Genomic DNA, 15,422 nt, shown 5'->3' on the forward strand with positions numbered 1-15,422 from the left:
GTAACCGGGTTTGTTGCAGTATTATTTAAAGAATGAAAGAATCGCATCAAATAATGCGGAGAAGAAATCTTTAAGTTTTTGAATAAAAGATTGACCTTCTTCAGAATTTAGGTAATCTGAAATTTTATTTTTAGCTTTTGTTAATTGGTTTCCTACTTGATCCCAATTAATATTTAAATCTTTCATTTTTTCAAATAAAGACATTAAACTAGCCTTTTGATCAGCAGTTAATGTAATACCAAGATCCTTTGCTAATCGATCAATTAATGATTTTAATTCATCGGTTGACATGTTTGGATTTTTAGCAAGCTCTTCTTTCACTTTAGTGACAAGTTGTACAGCTTTTTCATTACCTACTGAATCACCAAGTTCGGCAGTTTTAACCATTTCTTCATTTGCTACTTTTTTAACATCATCAGGTATAACTTGACCTGAACTTAGCTCATAAGCCTTCATAATCCCAGTTAAAGCTGCTGTACCAGAGACTTCAAATGGTGCAGTAATTACTATATTTGCATCTTTTAATCCAGCCGTGATTAAAGCATTTGTATACATTGAGTTAGTAACCCATGAAATGTTATTTGATTGAACGACGATGCCTGTATTTTTTTCACCGATTGTAATCATAGCAGATGAAAGAGCTCGAGTACCGATTTGAGCACTAGGTACAGTACCATCTAAATATTTATGCTCCTCTTGATTTGAAACAGTCACAATTCTAGCATCAGATGGTGCACCCATTTCAGCTAATAATGATTTCTTTTGCGTTTCAGACAAATTTTGTCCAAGAGTAACAATCGTATCACCAGGAACAGAATCAGCAAATACCGATAAAGGCATTGCAATTAATCCCATTGAGATGGTGAACGCTAATAACTTTCGTTTAAACAAAGAGACACTCCCTTTACAATAATCCAAATTTTACATCTTACAACACTATTATAGTACTTTTCGAAAACTTGTCATTACTTTTTGTTTTTTGTATGATAATATCAGCGTTACTAATTTATTCAGTAATGAAAAAATATAGGACAATTAAGTCTTATAAAGTTGTACATACATAAGGAGGATTTTTATTATGAAAAAAGCAAGTATTACGTTTGAAAATGGTGAACAAATCTTAATCGAATTATTCCCAGAGCATGCACCAGGTACAGTTGAAAACTTCGAAAAATTAATCCGTGAAGGTTTTTACAATGGATTAACTTTCCACCGTGTAATTCCTGGATTTGTATCTCAAGGTGGAGATCCAAACGGTAATGGAACAGGTGGCCCAGGATACAAAATTAAGTGTGAAACTGTTGGTAACCCATTAAAACATAAAGCTGGAGCTTTATCAATGGCACATGCTGGAAAAGATACTGGCGGTAGCCAATTCTTTATCGTTCACGAGCCACAACCACATTTAGATGGCGTACATACAGTATTTGGTCAAGTAATCGAAGGTATGGATACAGTTTTAAGAATGCGTAATGGCGATGTTATGCAAGAAGTTAAGGTTTGGGACGAAGAATAGTCAAACCAAAATGAGGTTATTCCAAAAGACCTCAAATGAAGAAAACCACAAGGTAAAATTTTCCTTGTGGTTTTTTAACATGTTCATGATTGGTTAAACGGTAAAAATTATTTGATAACAGTTTGGACTATTTATTGAACATTAAATTAAAAGATTTATTATTGTATTTTTTGAAAAATGTTTAGTTTTTATTGTTTCACATTCTATTTCATGTAATTTCTTCTATAATTCTTGATTCTAATAATCTATTTCCACATGATTCATCGTCTTATTTACAGTTTTCTTATTTTTAATTGCAGATATGATTTTTTAAATTGCAGGTTTCCCGAATTTAATTGCAGTTTTGGCTTATATTATTGCACATACTCCGATTTAATTGCAGTTCACCTAAATTTAATCGCACTAACTGGTCTCACCTTGATCCTGCAATTAAAAACGCTGTTGAGAATAATGCTGGTTGTAATAGGAATTTTGATAATAATTTTGGTTCTGCTGATTTGCAAATTCATGCTGATTTTGAACTTGTCGATTACAGTTTTTTGGTGGTCCTATAAATATAGAAGGTTGTAAATTTGCTGTTGCATTTTTCCATTGGTTTTCATCAAGACAGTAAGTATGTGAGACGATATTTGAAGGTGTAAATTTCATTAAATCTGAGAATAAAATTACATCAGGGGAAGGTGCATTAAATATTGCTAATAAATGAGTATTGTCAACAGTTGCAATTTCATAATGCCACCAGCCTTGTGGTACGTTCGCAACTTGACCAGGAGTGATTGGGAAATTTAATAGTTGCTTTGTATAAGGATTCAAAATAGATACAACTGCGGCGCCAGAAATACAATATACTAATTCTGATGAATTTTGATGATAATGTGGCTCTACAACATTATTTACACTTAAATAGATATCCAATAAAGACAAATTATCCAAAGTATTCAAGTTATTAACACTTAATTGATTGATAAAGTTTTGACTATCCTTCACAAAGGCATGGTTTTTATTTATATCATAAGTAAATTGAATACTTGGCGATGTATAATCTAAATCCAACCTCATAATGATCACCCTTTTATATAACTCTAACTAAAATTTACTTTATTCAAATTTATCTAATTGGTGACAAAAGCCTATTAAAGTTGGATGAGCATGAAGAATACATGACTAGTACTCTAAATTATTTAAAAATCTCTCCTATACCATATATCCCGTTTTTCCTTCTCTCTGATTTTTTAGACTTGACAGAAAAATGTGAGAATTATATATTTGAAATATTGATATATTTGGAACGAATTTTTATATTTACCGTAATATAGAGGGATAATTAATCATATATTATGTATTGGTTTAGAAGCTAATTAGGGTTTTAATAATTTTTAAGAGGGGTTAACATGTTAATTAGGTATAAGAAAACATATGAGAAAATTGCAATGGGCCTGCTTTCGTTTATGCCGAATGAAAAGAATGTGAAGAGCTTAGTAAATACGATTAAAGATTATGAAACTAAAGATGATCATCATTTGTTCCTTTGGAAATTAGACGATATTGTTGGGATTATTGGAATACAACTACTACCAGATAAGGTTATTATGATTAAACATTTAAGTGTAAACCCTTCATTCCGAAATCAAGGTATTGCAACTTCACTTTACGATGCTATAAGATCTCAGTATACAGACTATACAATCGTAACAACGCAAGAAGTAGCTTCATTTATTGAACATTGTCATGTTAGTTTAAAAGTATTATAGAAAAAGGTGCTCAATTTTTTTGAGCATTTTTTTTTGTAGCAAAAATTGCTTACTTATGTAATAGTCATGAGAAAGTATTTTTCAAATACTGCTATTTTCACATACTCATGAACCAGACATGAGTAAGTACGAAACAAGAATATGCTCATTTGATTACTCATAGCCAGTTATGAGAAAGTATGAAACAAGAATATGCCCTACATACTCATGAACCAGTCACGAGTAAGTACGAACCAACAATATGCTCTTTTACATACTCATGAACCAGTCATGAGTAAGTACGAACCAACAATTTGCAATTTTGATTACTCATAAACTAGTTATGAGTTGCATTTCCGACACATTAAAAAAAGGTGCCCTTATTTGAGCACCTTTTCCTATAACGCTAAATATTTCTTCGTAGTTCTAATTGCTTTAATCGTTCCGAAATGACATCTGTTCGATCTCTTGTAGAATGTTTATTAATTAAATCTGCCGTAAAAGACGAGTAATTTTCTTTTTGATTTTGATATCTTTCAATCAATTCTTGGTCATTTATTGGGAGATCGAAAGGGTGGAATTCTGTTTCGTTTTGAAGGTTTAACTGTAAATCTGATATGATTTGTTGAAAGCGTAATTGATCAATTCCAGCCATTTCCAATAAATTAGAATCATTTGAAAAAGTAATGACGTGTCGAAATAATTTTTTAGCACCAGTAAAGTTTCTTCTTCTATAATGGTATAACACTACTGATATTCTTATTAAACCTAACCAGACCTTTTTATATTGATGATTTAATTCAAGTTTCCATTGTTCCTCAAGGATTTCATGACATTCAAAAAAATCTTGATCAAAATGGAAATGACATAGATATTTTATGTATCGCTCGTTTTTATTGTAATGGACCAAATTTTTCACCTCTTTGTTATTAAAATTTTATCAGAAATGGAATTATTTAAAAAGAAGAAAGCCTAGAGCAATGTCTAGACTTTCACGTTTTGTTTATTCACGGGGTTAAATTAACAGACGAAAGCACATCCAACGATGATTAATAAAATAAATAATACTACGATTAAAGCAAAGCCTCTGCCGTGGCCGAAACCGCCGAACTCTGGAGAAACAGCACCTTTACTCATGAAATAACCTCCTTACCAAATAAATAATTCTTCTTGCACTGATATCTTATGAAAATTTTAAGAAAATGGTATAGGCGCAAAACTAAAAATTTAGGAACAATGTAACTTCACCGATGAAAAAACCTTTTCTGTTATATAGTTTTATGAAATAATACTTTATACTGTTATAGAGTATATTTTTATTTTAAAGTAAGTTGGTGAGTAGGTTGTGAAGCAATATGAAGTTAAAATTGATGCATTTGAAGGGCCATTAGATTTATTACTTCATTTAATTCAACGATTTGAAATTGATATTTATGATATACCTGTATCTGAAATAACAGATCAATATGTTTCATATATTCATACAATGAAAGAATTAGAATTGGATATTGCAAGTGAATATTTAGTGATGGCAGCTGAATTACTTGCGATGAAAAGTAAAAGTATTTTACCTAATCATGAAGAACAAGCTGATTGGGATGCAATTCTTGAAGAAGACCCTAGAGAAGAATTAATGAATCGATTAATTATATATAAGCAATTTAAAGAAGCGGCGATAGTATTTCAGGAAAAAGAATCCGAACGTGCGATGATTTTTACTCGAAACCCAGTTGATTTGTCCGAATATGGACCTAGACCAGAAGATATTGTCATGCCGACTGATGTTACAATTTACGATATGTTTGGTGCACTTCAAAAGCTATTTAAACGTAAAAAGCTACAAGAGCCGCTTCAAACTAAAATTGTTCGTGAAGAAATATCGATCGAAAAAAGAATGGATGAAATTATTACCTACTTAAAAGGTATAAAAAAGAGAACTAATTTCATCAGTTTATTTCCATATAATGATAAAGAAAGTATTGTAGTTACTTTTTTAGCGATTTTGGAGTTAATGAAAACAAAAGACATTGTAGTAGAACAGGAACAAAACTTTTCAGAAATTTTTCTAACATCACGGGAGGTTTTTGAAGATAAGCAAGCTGAGGTGTACTTGTAATGGAACAGGAAAAAAATTTAGTAGGAGTTCTAGAAGGACTTTTATTTGTAGCTGGCGATGAAGGAATATCGATTGTCGAGCTATCTGAGACTTTAGAATTAAGTCAGACTGATGTTCTAGAATTAATTGAGAGTCTAAAAAAAGAATATGAAAATCCTAACAGAGGATTACAAATTAGAATTCTAGCTAACAAATATAAACTTACTTCAAAGAGAGAACATGGTGAGTTTTTCAAAAAATTAGTTGAGAGCCCATCGAACTCTTCGTTATCACAAGCAGCATTAGAAACTTTAGCGATTGTCGCATATCAACAACCAATTACGAGGACAGAAATTGAAGATATTCGTGGGGTTAAGACTGAAAAACCAATTCAAACTCTTGTCTCGAAATATTTAATTAAAGAAGTTGGACGGGCTGAAGGTACTGGACGTGCAATTTTATATGGTACTACTTCTGAGTTTTTAGATTATTTTGGCCTAAAAAATATTAAAGACTTACCTCCACTACCACAAGATTTAAAAATGGAAGAGGTTGAAGAAGAAGCAGATTTATTTTTTAGCAAATTTGAAAAACAAGATTAGTTAAAAAATTCTGCAAATCTCAGTGTATCCTATGTTAAACTAATACTATGGAAATCTTGGAGGGTGAAAGAATTGTTAATTTATAATTGTCATGGGTATGAATTAGTAAAGGCTCAACCAAATACATCGGAAGATTTTTTTAATCGTTCAGAAGTTGAATATGAATATAATGGTCAAAAAATTGTAACTTCTGTCTTATATGTTCGCTTTTTTGAAGAACAACTTTCTGAAGTAAGTGATTTAAATACAACTAGATTGTATGAAAATGGCGATCAATCAGTAGATTTTCGTGATATAGTAGCACTTGCGCTAATTATTAAAAATCCTGATTATCGTGGAAGAAAGCGAATATATATTAATGAATTAGATCAATTTGTAAAAGAGCTACAAGGTGTTGATTTTGATAAATTGGTAGGATATGTGAGAAGTATTAAACAAAATTCAAATAAAATTGAAATATCGATTTAATTTAACGGAGGGAAAAAAATGTCGAATAAGATGGTAGAGCATCAATTAAAAATTGTTGGTAATCAATTAGGGATTGTTGGTCTAGAGTGTAATTTGTTTTTAAATAAGAATTCTTTACCGTCATTTCAACATGAAAACCAAGCAGTGGATCCTAACTACTTAGAAAAAATACTTTCTTCATTACGTAGAATTACAGTATATTGTGAGGATGCTAAAGAAGTTTGTGAGAAAATTTTAAGTGGACAGTTCCATAAAGCAACAGCTGAAGATACTTTACATAAAATTTATCACAGATGTATCGCAGAATTCTTCTCTCCTAAAAACGATGCATGGTATGAAAATAGTCGTGCAGCATACACTGGTAATCAAGCTATTACATTCTATAAAGCTGTGCCAGATACTATTCAAGACCTATTTTCGTCATTAGAAAAAGTTTTTCAACAAATGCGAGAAGAACTTGAGTATTATGAAACAGATTATTCAACAAAACTTATGCAACAATACAAACAGTAATTAGAAAATAGTTAAATGTAAATAGTAACGTTAAGAGAAAAAGACTAGAAATTTTCTAGTCTTTTCATTTTGTACAAAAATCAAAAAAATTGGATATATCTAGAAATTTTTATCTAAGATACGTTACAATACTATAGAAATTTCTTTGTAAGAGAAGAGGATTAGAAATGAAACAAATGTATTCAATTGGACAAAGGACAATCAAAACAGCAATCGGAAGTGGTATATCCCTATTAATTGCAGAAGCTTTACATTTACAAAATTACAGTACTGCTGCTGTCGTTACACTTTTAAGTATTCAAAATACAAAACGCAGATCATTTATTGTTGCAATTCAAAGATTTGTGGCATCAGTTATTGCCATGTTAATTGGATGGATGATGTTTGAATTTTTAAGCTATACGCCATTAACAGTTGTCATTTATTTTCTTTTAACTATACCCTTATTAGTCACATTGAAGTTACAAGAGGGAATCATTCCAAGCTCAGTGATTGTATTGCAAATTTATGTGAGTAATAATAAATCAATATCTTTCTTATTTAATCAAGTTGAAATTTTAGCAGTTGGGATCTTAATTGCTTTAATAATGAATACATATATGCCAAGTATTGAGAAGAAGATGATCGAATCTCAAAAGAAAATCGAGCAAAATTTTAAAATGTTACTGCTAGGTATTGCTTTAAATATGAAGGGTAAGGATGAAGATTCACAAAATGATTTAATTGATGAAACAAAAATACTTTTACAAACGGCGAAAACATTAGCTTATAGGCAAGTTGAAAATAGTTTTATAAAATCGAACTTATATTATATTAATTATTTTGAAATGAGAGAACGTCAATTTGAAATCATCTCGAATCAAATCATTCCTTTATTAAAAAAAGTTGCCTTAAATTATCCGCATTCAAAAATTGTCGCTGAATTTTTTGAGGACACTGGTGTTTACTTAAAAGAAAAATCTACGGGGATTGAATTATTAGGCGAATTCAGTCATATGATGAATGACTTTAAAAAGATGCCATTACCTGAATCAAGGGATGAGTTTGAGACTAGAGCTAGTTTAATGATGATTGTTTATGAATTGGAAAAAGTGATTTCATTAAAAATGGAGTTTTACTCAGAAAATCAGACTGTTTTAGAGAAGTTAAACTAATCATTTTTTTTAAGAACATGTGGAATTAATATCTTATTTACGCGAATTCCATTAATCGCGTGAAACACGTGAATACAGGTAATAGCTATAAATTTAATATCATACAATGGAAAGTAGAAGAGAAATTTATTTTCTCTGATGGAGGTGTATGATGTTAAATCAATCTGAACTCGTCACTTACTTTCAGGAGGTAGAAATCTGGTGTGCGAATGTATTACAGTTGCTGTCTGAAAGATTTGACCATATTCAAGAAAAAGAACTATTAGAATATAAAGTAAAACTCTTGTTAAACCGAATGGGGACAAAAGGTCATTATGTAGATCAAAATTCCTTTTTAGATGAAATTAGTATGGATGTGGACGATATTCAAGAACGATTAATTTCAATTTTAAATGAAGAGGAATATGATGATAGCTATGCGTATCGGGTAATAGAAGTCGAAGAGAGAGTAGGGATTGGTAAACATGAGCTTCCACCTTTACCATATCCATATAATGCACTCGAGCCATATATATCAAAAGAAATTATGATGCTGCATCATGATAAGCACCATAAAAGCTATGTAGATGGTTTAAATAAAGCTGAGATTGAATTAGAAAAGGCAAGAAAAAATAAGGAATACGATTTATTAAAGCATTGGGAAAGAGAGCTTGCATTTCATGGGTCTGGTCATTATTTGCATACTATATTTTGGAATAATTTAAGTAAATCAGGTGGAGGGCAACCTCGTGGAGCTCTTTTAAAACAAATTGAAGATGACTTCGGAAGTTATGAGGCCTTTAAAGAGCATTTTACACAAGCTGCTAAAAAAGTGGAAGGTGTCGGTTGGGCGATTTTAGTTTGGGTTCCAAGAGCGAATCGGTTGGAGATTCTTCAAACTGAAAAACATCAATTCTTTACTCAATGGGATACAATTCCTTTGCTAGTTTTGGATGTTTGGGAGCACGCTTATTATTTACAATATAAATTTGATAAAGACGCATACATTACAAATTTTTGGAACATAGTTAATTGGCCGGATGTAAATTATCGATATGATTATGCTAGTCAATTAAAATGGCAACCCTTTTATTAATTGCAGAAAAATAGTAAGTGCTGGAATTGCTCAGGTGATCTATCTGAACAAGTTCAGCACTTTTTTTCTTAAAAAAAGTCATTTTTTTATAATGTAATTCGTAAACTTGTACTAATTAGGACTAACTGTGGAGTTGATGCGAAAGATGAAAAAATGGCTAGTAGTAGGAATCATTGGCTTATTTTTAATCGGGATTACGATTCCGACGAATAATGTTGAAGCATTTGGAGGAGTTAGTGCTAGAAATGCTGTTTTGATGGATCAAAAAACTGGACGAATCTTATATGGTAAAGCAATGCATGACTCTGAAAGAATCGCCAGCATTACAAAAATAATGACTGCAATACTTGCTGTAGAGTCCGGTAAAATGCAAAACACGATAACAATTAGTTCAAGAGCAGTTCAAACAGAAGGATCATCCATTTATTTAAAACCTGGACAAAAAATTAAGCTGGAAGATTTAGTTTATGGTTTAATGCTTAGGTCTGGGAATGACGCGGCTAATGCAATTGCCGAGGCTGTAGGAGGTAGCGTCGAAGGATTTGTTTATATGATGAACGAGAAAGCAAAAGAAATAGGAATGAGTAATACATATTTTAGCAATCCATCAGGACTTGATCAGCAAGGAAAGGAACATTACTCATCGGCTTATGATATGGCGTTATTAACGAGATACGCTATGGAAAATCCTAAATATGCAAAAATTGCAGGTACAAAAGTACATCGTGCCCCAAATACGGCAGAATCTTGGGATTATGTTTGGAAGAATAAAAACAAGTTGCTTACTTTTATGTACAAGTATAGTACTGGAGGAAAAACTGGATTTACTAAAAAAGCAAAAAGAACACTTGTTTCAACTGCTTCAAAAAATGGAATGGATTTAATTGTTGTAACACTAAATGATGGGCAAGATTGGCAAGATCATATGTCACTATTCGAATATGGTTTCAGTAACTATCCTTTAACGAAAGTATTAAGTAAAGGTGGAATTAAGGAGGTCACAAATAAAAAATATAAAGGTCATGTTTATATGAAAAATGACTTTTCTTATCCATTAGATAAAAAAGAGCGAGATCAAGTAAGAATCACAATTGAAATGCAAAAGCCGACTAAGAAAAAAATCGCTAATGATGCAATTGTTGGTAAAGCGATTATCGAATTAGAAGGTGAACAAATTGGATTTAGAAATATTTTTTATAGTGATAGTAAGGTCAAAGTATTTACGAAAGAAATAATCCAAAATGGAAAACAAGTATTATTAAACTTAATGGGAGAGCACTTTGATGGTTAATATTATATGGGTTGCTCTTACAATAATTGGTTTTATTTTCGCGATGATTAATGGCACGATGGACGAAGTAAATAAAGCAGTATTTGACGGAGGAAAGCAAGCAATTACCATTATTATTGGACTAGTTAGTGTTCTTGTTTTTTGGTTAGGTTTAATGCGAATAGCAGAAGAATCAGGATTATTAAAAATTCTTTCGAAATTATTTCAACCATTTTTAGCATTTTTATTTCCGAGAATCCCTAAAGACCATCCAGCACTTGGTTATATTATGTCAAATATGGTGGCCAATTTATTCGGTTTAGGAAATGCTGCAACTCCATTAGGTATAAAAGCGATGGAACAATTAAAAGTATTAAATCGAAATAGTAATGAAGCAAGTGATGACATGATTACATTTTTAACGTTAAATACAAGTGCAATCACTTTAATTCCTACAACTGTCATAGGAGTTAGAATGTCTTATCATTCTTCAAATCCGACTGAAATAGTAGGAGTTACAATACTTGCACAGGTCGTTTCATTTATTGGGGGACTCGCGGTAAATAGTTTTTTTGCAAGTAGGCGAAATCGAAAGGGGAGAAAATAAATGGGATATATGAATACAATCTCACTTTATATCATTCCATTTATTATCGCTGCCATTTTAATACATGGAACTTGGAAAAAGGTGCCGACGTATGAATCTTTTGTAGAAGGTGGAAAAGAAGGTGTAACAATTGCTGTGCAATTAATTCCATTTTTAGTAGGTATGCTAGTATCCATCTCGATCTTTAGAGCTTCAGGTGCTCTAGAGTTTTGTGTAGAACTCATGCGCCCATTATTAAGTTCACTAGGTATTCCTGCAGAAGTTTTTCCGCTGGCAATTATTCGACCTATTTCTGGTTCGGCTGCTTTAGGTATTACGTCGGATTTAATTAAAACATATGGACCGGATTCATTTATCGGAAGACTAGCTTCAACTATGCAAGGAAGTACAGATACAACGCTATATGTTCTAACGGTGTATTTTGGAGCGGTTGGTATTCGGAAAATGGGTGATGCATTAAAAGTAGGATTAATTGCCGATGCAATCAGTATTATTTTTTCAATCATTTTTGTGACGATGTTCTTTTCTTAATTCAACCATATGAATAAAAAAGTACTTTTATTTTAGGATAAAAGTACTTTTTTATTGCGCATTTAAAATTAATATCTTATAATACCAATAAGAATAGTTGGTATTTAGACAACGTTCAATTTTACCCATGTTGCATATAATGGATTGGAAGAAACTAACCTTTTTGTGACATAAAGGAGCTTGAAATTATGAAAGTTGTAAAGTCAGTACACGAGCTGATCGGATCAACACCATTGCTTGAAATTACAACATTCCCTTTACCAAAAGGAACAAGACTATTTGCAAAACTAGAATTCTGTAACCCAGGTGGTAGTGTAAAAGATCGACTTGGAATGGAATTATTAGAAAGTGCACTTAATGAAGGTAAATTAGAAAAAGGTGGTACAGTAATTGAACCAACCGCCGGAAATACAGGAATTGGTTTAGCGCTAGCAGCTATAAAATATGGCGTAAATGTGATATTTGTTGTTCCTGAAAAATTCAGTATTGAAAAACAAACGTTAATGAAAGCACTTGGAGCAAAAATTTTGAACACACCTACAGAAGATGGAATGACAGGTGCAATTAAAAAAGCAAATGAACTTTCAAAAGAAATACCGAATTCATTTGTACCTTCACAATTTAGTAATGAAGCAAATCCAAGAACTTATTACAAAACATTAGGTCCAGAGTTAGTTGACCAACTCGATGGAAAAATAGATGTATTTGTTGCTGGAGCTGGTAGTGGAGGAACTTTTACTGGAACAGCTCAGTATTTAAAAGATAAAATACAAAATGTAAAAACAGTTATTGTTGAACCAGAAGGATCAATCTTAAATGGTGGAAAGCCAGGTTCACATGATACAGAAGGAATTGGAATGGAATTCATTCCTGCCTTTGTAGATACAAACTTATTTGATGATATTCACACAGTACTTGATTCAGACGCATTTCGTTTAGTAAAAGAACTAGCAACGAAAGAAGGACTTTTAGTGGGCAGTTCCTCAGGAGCTGCGTTATATGCAAGTTTATTAGAAGCAAAAAAAGCAAAACCAGGGAGTACAATCGTAACGATTTTCCCAGATAGTAGTGAAAGATACTTAAGTAAAAACATATATAGTGAGGGATAAAATATGAAGAAAAAGACGGCGTTAATACACGGGGGAATTAGTAGAGATGAAACAACTGGTGCGGTTAGTGTTCCAATTTATCAAACTAGTACGTATAAACAAGATGCTGTTGGCAAACATAGGGGATTTGAATATTCCAGAACAGGCAATCCGACACGACATGCTCTTGAAGAGTTAATGAAAGATATTGAACACGGTGTTGCAGGGTTTGCATTTGCATCTGGAATGGCAGCTATTCATACTGTGTTTAGTTTATTCAAGACTGGTGACCATATCGTAGTCGGAGATGATGTTTATGGTGGTACTTACCGATTACTTACAAGAGTATTATCAAATTTAGGTATAACAGCTACATTTGTTGATACAAGTAATATTACATTAGTTGAAAATGTTATTTCACCAAATACAAAAGCAATTTTCATTGAGTCACCTAGTAATCCATTATTAAAAATTACTGATATTAAAGCAATTGCAAAACTTGCAAATGGATATGACTTATTAACGGTTGTTGATAATACTTTTGCTACTCCATACTGGCAACAACCTCTTACACTAGGTGCTGATATTGTTGTTCACAGTGGAACTAAGTACCTTGGAGGACATAGTGACGTAGTAGCTGGAATTGTTGTAACGAATAAAGAAGAGTTAGCTGAAGAATTAGCGTTCTATCAAAACTCGATTGGTGGAGTTTTAGGACCAAACGATAGCTGGTTATTACAACGTGGTATTAAAACACTCGGAATAAGAATGGAAGAGCATGAAAGAAATACGCATGAAATTGTGACGTTCTTATCGAACCATCCAAATGTAAATAAAGTATTCTATCCTGGATTATCGACACATCCAAATCATGAATTAGCAAAACAACAAAGCAGTGGATTTGGTGGCATGTTATCTTTTGAATTAAAAGAAGGATTAGATCCAGAGGAATTTGTAAGTAAATTAAAATGGTTTACATTAGCTGAAAGTTTAGGAGCAGTTGAAAGTCTTGTAGGTATTCCTTCAAAAATGACGCATGCTTCAATACCAAGGGAAAAACGAATTGCATCAGGAATTTCTGATGAATTAATTCGATTATCAGTTGGTTTAGAAGATTTAGAAGATTTAATTGAAGACCTAGAACAAGCATTAATATTTCAAACATCAAAGGTGAGATAAATGGGTAGAGAGTTTTTAGATGTTTTTACTGGTTGGGCAGAAAGTTACGATTCTTTTGTTCAAGGCCATGACCCTGAATATAAAGAAGCATTTCGACGTTATGATGAAATACTGAATGAAATTGTTAATAGAAGCGGAAACAGCGTCCTTGAATTTGGTATTGGTACAGGGAATTTAACAAAGTTACTTCTTGATAAAGGAAAAACTGTATTTCCAATCGAACCATCTCCTGAGATGAGAATTATTGCCTCAAAGAAATTAGGCGAGAATATTACGATTCACGACGGGGATTTAATTGAATTTCCTAAACCACAGGCCGGGATCGATACAATTGTAAGTTCATACGTTTTTCATCATTTAACTGATCAAGAAAAATATGAAGCTATTAAAATATATAGCTCATTATTGAACTCAAAAGGGAAAATCGTATTTGCGGATACAATGTTTCTAACAGAAAACGATTATAAGAATGAAATTACAAAAGCAGAAAACGCAAATTATATCAATCTAAGAGATGATTTAATTAGAGAATATTATCCATTAATTCCAGTTATTCGTTCACATTTTGAAAAAAATGGATTTGATGTGAAATTCGAACAATATAATGATTTTGTATGGATCGTTGAAGCTACAAAAAAATAGAGAGATGTAATTTAGGAGGAAATAAAATATGCCATCAGTTGAAAGTTTTGAATTAGATCACACAAAAGTTGTAGCCCCTTACGTTAGACACTGTGGTACTCATGCAGTTGGTACAGACGGAGTCGTTACAAAATATGATATTCGTTTTTGCCAACCAAATAAGCAAGCAATGAAACCAGATACAATTCACACTTTAGAACATTTATTAGCTTTGAACGTTCGTGAAGCAGTACCTGCTGGTGACCCTTTTAAAATTATTGATTTATCACCAATGGGATGCCAAACTGGATTTTATTTAATCATCGCTGGTACACCTTCAATTTCAGAAGTAATCACATTATTACGTAAAACAGCTGAACTTGGACAACAAGTTGAAGAAGTACCGGCTGCAAATGAGCTACAATGTGGCCAAGCAAAACTTCATGATCTTGAAGGCGCAAAAAAATGGTTAAAATATTGGAGCGAACAAACAGACGAAACGTTGGAAAGTGTATTTGCTTAATCGTGAAAAACGTCATCTTAATGGATGACGTTTTTCAGAGTGTTGAAATATAAAATGGTCAATAGGGAAAAATGACATTAAATGAACATTTATTTAATGATGAAATTATCATTTTTTGGATGATCTATTAATGGTTTTATATGTTAATATTTTCGAGCAATTTCATGAATCCAATAACAATAGTAATGATTTTTTTCAGAAGTTAAAAATATTATGAGCTAATTTTTAGAAAAACAAATTCAATTGAATAGTTTAATTAATGTTCGATATTAATTGACCTACAAGCTGATTAATAATTAATATACAAGTTAGGTTACTCTAAGTAAAGGCTATTTGATTAGGATTTATTGTAAACTTTTTTTGATGAACAAGTTGATTGGAACGAAAGAGGTGCTCGACTCCTATGGGATAAGCGGGAAGGCTGAGACCCCGCAGGCTTGCCGAGGAGGC

The 15,422-nt window shown here is 32.0% G+C and carries 19 protein-coding genes; 15 read left to right on the forward strand and 4 right to left on the reverse strand.

Translation table 11 applies throughout. The features are described 5' to 3' along the window. Window positions 1-21: 21 nt before the first annotated feature. A complete protein-coding gene (locus tag CN514_RS22525) occupies window positions 22-855 on the reverse strand; it encodes a DUF1002 domain-containing protein (protein WP_286141800.1) in 834 nt (277 codons plus the stop codon). 223 nt (window positions 856-1,078) lie between these two features. Here CN514_RS22525 and CN514_RS22530 point away from each other — a divergent pair, with 223 nt between their 5' ends. Then, window positions 1,079-1,516 carry a peptidylprolyl isomerase gene (locus tag CN514_RS22530; RefSeq protein ID WP_069031815.1) on the forward strand — a complete coding sequence of 146 codons (438 nt, stop codon included), beginning with the start codon at window positions 1,079-1,081 and terminating at the stop codon, window positions 1,514-1,516. A 429-nt stretch (window positions 1,517-1,945) separates the two neighbouring features. On the opposite strand, the gene CN514_RS22535 is transcribed toward CN514_RS22530, so the two are convergent. Next, on the reverse strand, window positions 1,946-2,575 hold the full coding sequence (locus tag CN514_RS22535) for a cupin domain-containing protein (protein WP_098234488.1): 630 nt from the start codon (window positions 2,573-2,575) through the stop codon (window positions 1,946-1,948). Window positions 2,576-2,907: 332 nt separating this feature from the next. Between CN514_RS22535 and CN514_RS22540 the strand changes: the two genes are divergently transcribed. Then, window positions 2,908-3,267 (forward strand): GNAT family N-acetyltransferase, encoded by a 360-nt coding sequence (locus CN514_RS22540; RefSeq protein WP_098234489.1) that lies wholly within the window; start codon window positions 2,908-2,910, stop codon window positions 3,265-3,267. A gap of 385 nt (window positions 3,268-3,652) precedes the next feature. Here the strand turns inward: CN514_RS22540 and CN514_RS22545 are convergent, their stop codons facing one another. Both CN514_RS22545 and CN514_RS22550 read right to left on the reverse strand, forming a co-directional pair. Further along, on the reverse strand, window positions 3,653-4,156 hold the full coding sequence (locus tag CN514_RS22545; RefSeq protein WP_176526037.1) for a DUF309 domain-containing protein: 504 nt from the start codon (window positions 4,154-4,156) through the stop codon (window positions 3,653-3,655). A 110-nt stretch (window positions 4,157-4,266) separates the two neighbouring features. Next, the gene (locus tag CN514_RS22550) at window positions 4,267-4,383 is read right to left on the reverse strand and encodes a YjcZ family sporulation protein (RefSeq protein ID WP_084006686.1); all 117 of its coding nucleotides are present in this window, start codon (window positions 4,381-4,383) and stop codon (window positions 4,267-4,269) included. A 208-nt stretch (window positions 4,384-4,591) separates the two neighbouring features. Between CN514_RS22550 and CN514_RS22555 the strand changes: the two genes are divergently transcribed. From CN514_RS22555 to CN514_RS22615, 13 genes are all read left to right on the forward strand, one after another. Next, the gene (locus tag CN514_RS22555) at window positions 4,592-5,362 is read left to right on the forward strand and encodes a segregation/condensation protein A (protein WP_098234491.1); all 771 of its coding nucleotides are present in this window, start codon (window positions 4,592-4,594) and stop codon (window positions 5,360-5,362) included. Further along, entirely contained in the window at window positions 5,362-5,943 is a 582-nt protein-coding gene (gene scpB, locus CN514_RS22560) for an SMC-Scp complex subunit ScpB (protein ID WP_098234492.1), read from the forward strand. Before CN514_RS22555 ends, scpB begins: the two co-directional genes overlap by 1 nt. 72 nt (window positions 5,944-6,015) lie before the next feature. Further along, window positions 6,016-6,411, forward strand: coding sequence for a hypothetical protein (locus CN514_RS22565; RefSeq protein WP_098234493.1), 396 nt, complete (start codon window positions 6,016-6,018; stop codon window positions 6,409-6,411). Window positions 6,412-6,429: 18 nt separating this feature from the next. Continuing rightward, window positions 6,430-6,924 (forward strand): DUF3907 family protein, encoded by a 495-nt coding sequence (locus CN514_RS22570; protein WP_098234494.1) that lies wholly within the window; start codon window positions 6,430-6,432, stop codon window positions 6,922-6,924. Window positions 6,925-7,091: 167 nt separating this feature from the next. Continuing rightward, window positions 7,092-8,078, forward strand: coding sequence for an aromatic acid exporter family protein (locus CN514_RS22575; protein ID WP_098234495.1), 987 nt, complete (start codon window positions 7,092-7,094; stop codon window positions 8,076-8,078). A gap of 151 nt (window positions 8,079-8,229) precedes the next feature. Continuing rightward, window positions 8,230-9,153 carry a superoxide dismutase gene (locus CN514_RS22580; protein ID WP_098234496.1) on the forward strand — a complete coding sequence of 308 codons (924 nt, stop codon included), beginning with the start codon at window positions 8,230-8,232 and terminating at the stop codon, window positions 9,151-9,153. A 136-nt stretch (window positions 9,154-9,289) separates the two neighbouring features. Continuing rightward, the gene (locus CN514_RS22585) at window positions 9,290-10,444 is read left to right on the forward strand and encodes a serine hydrolase (protein ID WP_435817637.1); all 1,155 of its coding nucleotides are present in this window, start codon (window positions 9,290-9,292) and stop codon (window positions 10,442-10,444) included. Further along, window positions 10,437-11,030 (forward strand): nucleoside recognition domain-containing protein, encoded by a 594-nt coding sequence (locus CN514_RS22590; RefSeq protein ID WP_069031825.1) that lies wholly within the window; start codon window positions 10,437-10,439, stop codon window positions 11,028-11,030. The genes CN514_RS22585 and CN514_RS22590 overlap by 8 nt, the downstream gene beginning before the upstream one ends. Then, window positions 11,031-11,561 carry a spore maturation protein gene (locus CN514_RS22595; protein WP_098234498.1) on the forward strand — a complete coding sequence of 177 codons (531 nt, stop codon included), beginning with the start codon at window positions 11,031-11,033 and terminating at the stop codon, window positions 11,559-11,561. A 188-nt stretch (window positions 11,562-11,749) separates the two neighbouring features. Continuing rightward, window positions 11,750-12,670 carry a PLP-dependent cysteine synthase family protein gene (locus CN514_RS22600; RefSeq protein ID WP_098234499.1) on the forward strand — a complete coding sequence of 307 codons (921 nt, stop codon included), beginning with the start codon at window positions 11,750-11,752 and terminating at the stop codon, window positions 12,668-12,670. A 3-nt stretch (window positions 12,671-12,673) separates the two neighbouring features. Next, complete coding sequence (locus tag CN514_RS22605; RefSeq protein WP_098234500.1) at window positions 12,674-13,828, forward strand: bifunctional cystathionine gamma-lyase/homocysteine desulfhydrase; 1,155 nt, start codon at window positions 12,674-12,676, stop codon at window positions 13,826-13,828. Next, window positions 13,829-14,470 (forward strand): class I SAM-dependent DNA methyltransferase, encoded by a 642-nt coding sequence (locus CN514_RS22610; RefSeq protein ID WP_098234501.1) that lies wholly within the window; start codon window positions 13,829-13,831, stop codon window positions 14,468-14,470. Between the two features lie 28 nt (window positions 14,471-14,498). Further along, the gene (locus CN514_RS22615; RefSeq protein ID WP_056466815.1) at window positions 14,499-14,972 is read left to right on the forward strand and encodes an S-ribosylhomocysteine lyase; all 474 of its coding nucleotides are present in this window, start codon (window positions 14,499-14,501) and stop codon (window positions 14,970-14,972) included. The last annotated feature ends 450 nt before the right edge of the window (window positions 14,973-15,422 follow it).

The sequence above is a fragment of the Bacillus sp. AFS001701 genome, from assembly GCF_002559405.1.
Lineage (GTDB): Bacteria > Bacillota > Bacilli > Bacillales > Bacillaceae_G > Gottfriedia.

Excerpts from the sequence above, each read along its gene's own strand:
- CN514_RS22525 (WP_286141800.1), bottom strand. The coding sequence starts at position 855 with ATGGGATTAATTGCAATGCCTTTATCGGTATTTGCTGATTCTGTTCCT.
- CN514_RS22530 (WP_069031815.1), top strand. The coding sequence starts at position 1,079 with ATGAAAAAAGCAAGTATTACGTTTGAAAATGGTGAACAAATCTTAATC.
- CN514_RS22535 (WP_098234488.1), bottom strand. The coding sequence starts at position 2,575 with ATGAGGTTGGATTTAGATTATACATCGCCAAGTATTCAATTTACTTAT.
- CN514_RS22540 (WP_098234489.1), top strand. The coding sequence starts at position 2,908 with ATGTTAATTAGGTATAAGAAAACATATGAGAAAATTGCAATGGGCCTG.
- CN514_RS22550 (WP_084006686.1), bottom strand. The coding sequence starts at position 4,383 with ATGAGTAAAGGTGCTGTTTCTCCAGAGTTCGGCGGTTTCGGCCACGGC.
- scpB (WP_098234492.1), top strand. The coding sequence starts at position 5,362 with ATGGAACAGGAAAAAAATTTAGTAGGAGTTCTAGAAGGACTTTTATTT.
- CN514_RS22570 (WP_098234494.1), top strand. The coding sequence starts at position 6,430 with ATGTCGAATAAGATGGTAGAGCATCAATTAAAAATTGTTGGTAATCAA.
- CN514_RS22575 (WP_098234495.1), top strand. The coding sequence starts at position 7,092 with ATGAAACAAATGTATTCAATTGGACAAAGGACAATCAAAACAGCAATC.
- CN514_RS22580 (WP_098234496.1), top strand. The coding sequence starts at position 8,230 with ATGTTAAATCAATCTGAACTCGTCACTTACTTTCAGGAGGTAGAAATC.
- CN514_RS22585 (WP_435817637.1), top strand. The coding sequence starts at position 9,290 with ATGCGAAAGATGAAAAAATGGCTAGTAGTAGGAATCATTGGCTTATTT.
- CN514_RS22590 (WP_069031825.1), top strand. The coding sequence starts at position 10,437 with ATGGTTAATATTATATGGGTTGCTCTTACAATAATTGGTTTTATTTTC.
- CN514_RS22595 (WP_098234498.1), top strand. The coding sequence starts at position 11,031 with ATGGGATATATGAATACAATCTCACTTTATATCATTCCATTTATTATC.
- CN514_RS22600 (WP_098234499.1), top strand. The coding sequence starts at position 11,750 with ATGAAAGTTGTAAAGTCAGTACACGAGCTGATCGGATCAACACCATTG.
- CN514_RS22605 (WP_098234500.1), top strand. The coding sequence starts at position 12,674 with ATGAAGAAAAAGACGGCGTTAATACACGGGGGAATTAGTAGAGATGAA.
- CN514_RS22610 (WP_098234501.1), top strand. The coding sequence starts at position 13,829 with ATGGGTAGAGAGTTTTTAGATGTTTTTACTGGTTGGGCAGAAAGTTAC.
- CN514_RS22615 (WP_056466815.1), top strand. The coding sequence starts at position 14,499 with ATGCCATCAGTTGAAAGTTTTGAATTAGATCACACAAAAGTTGTAGCC.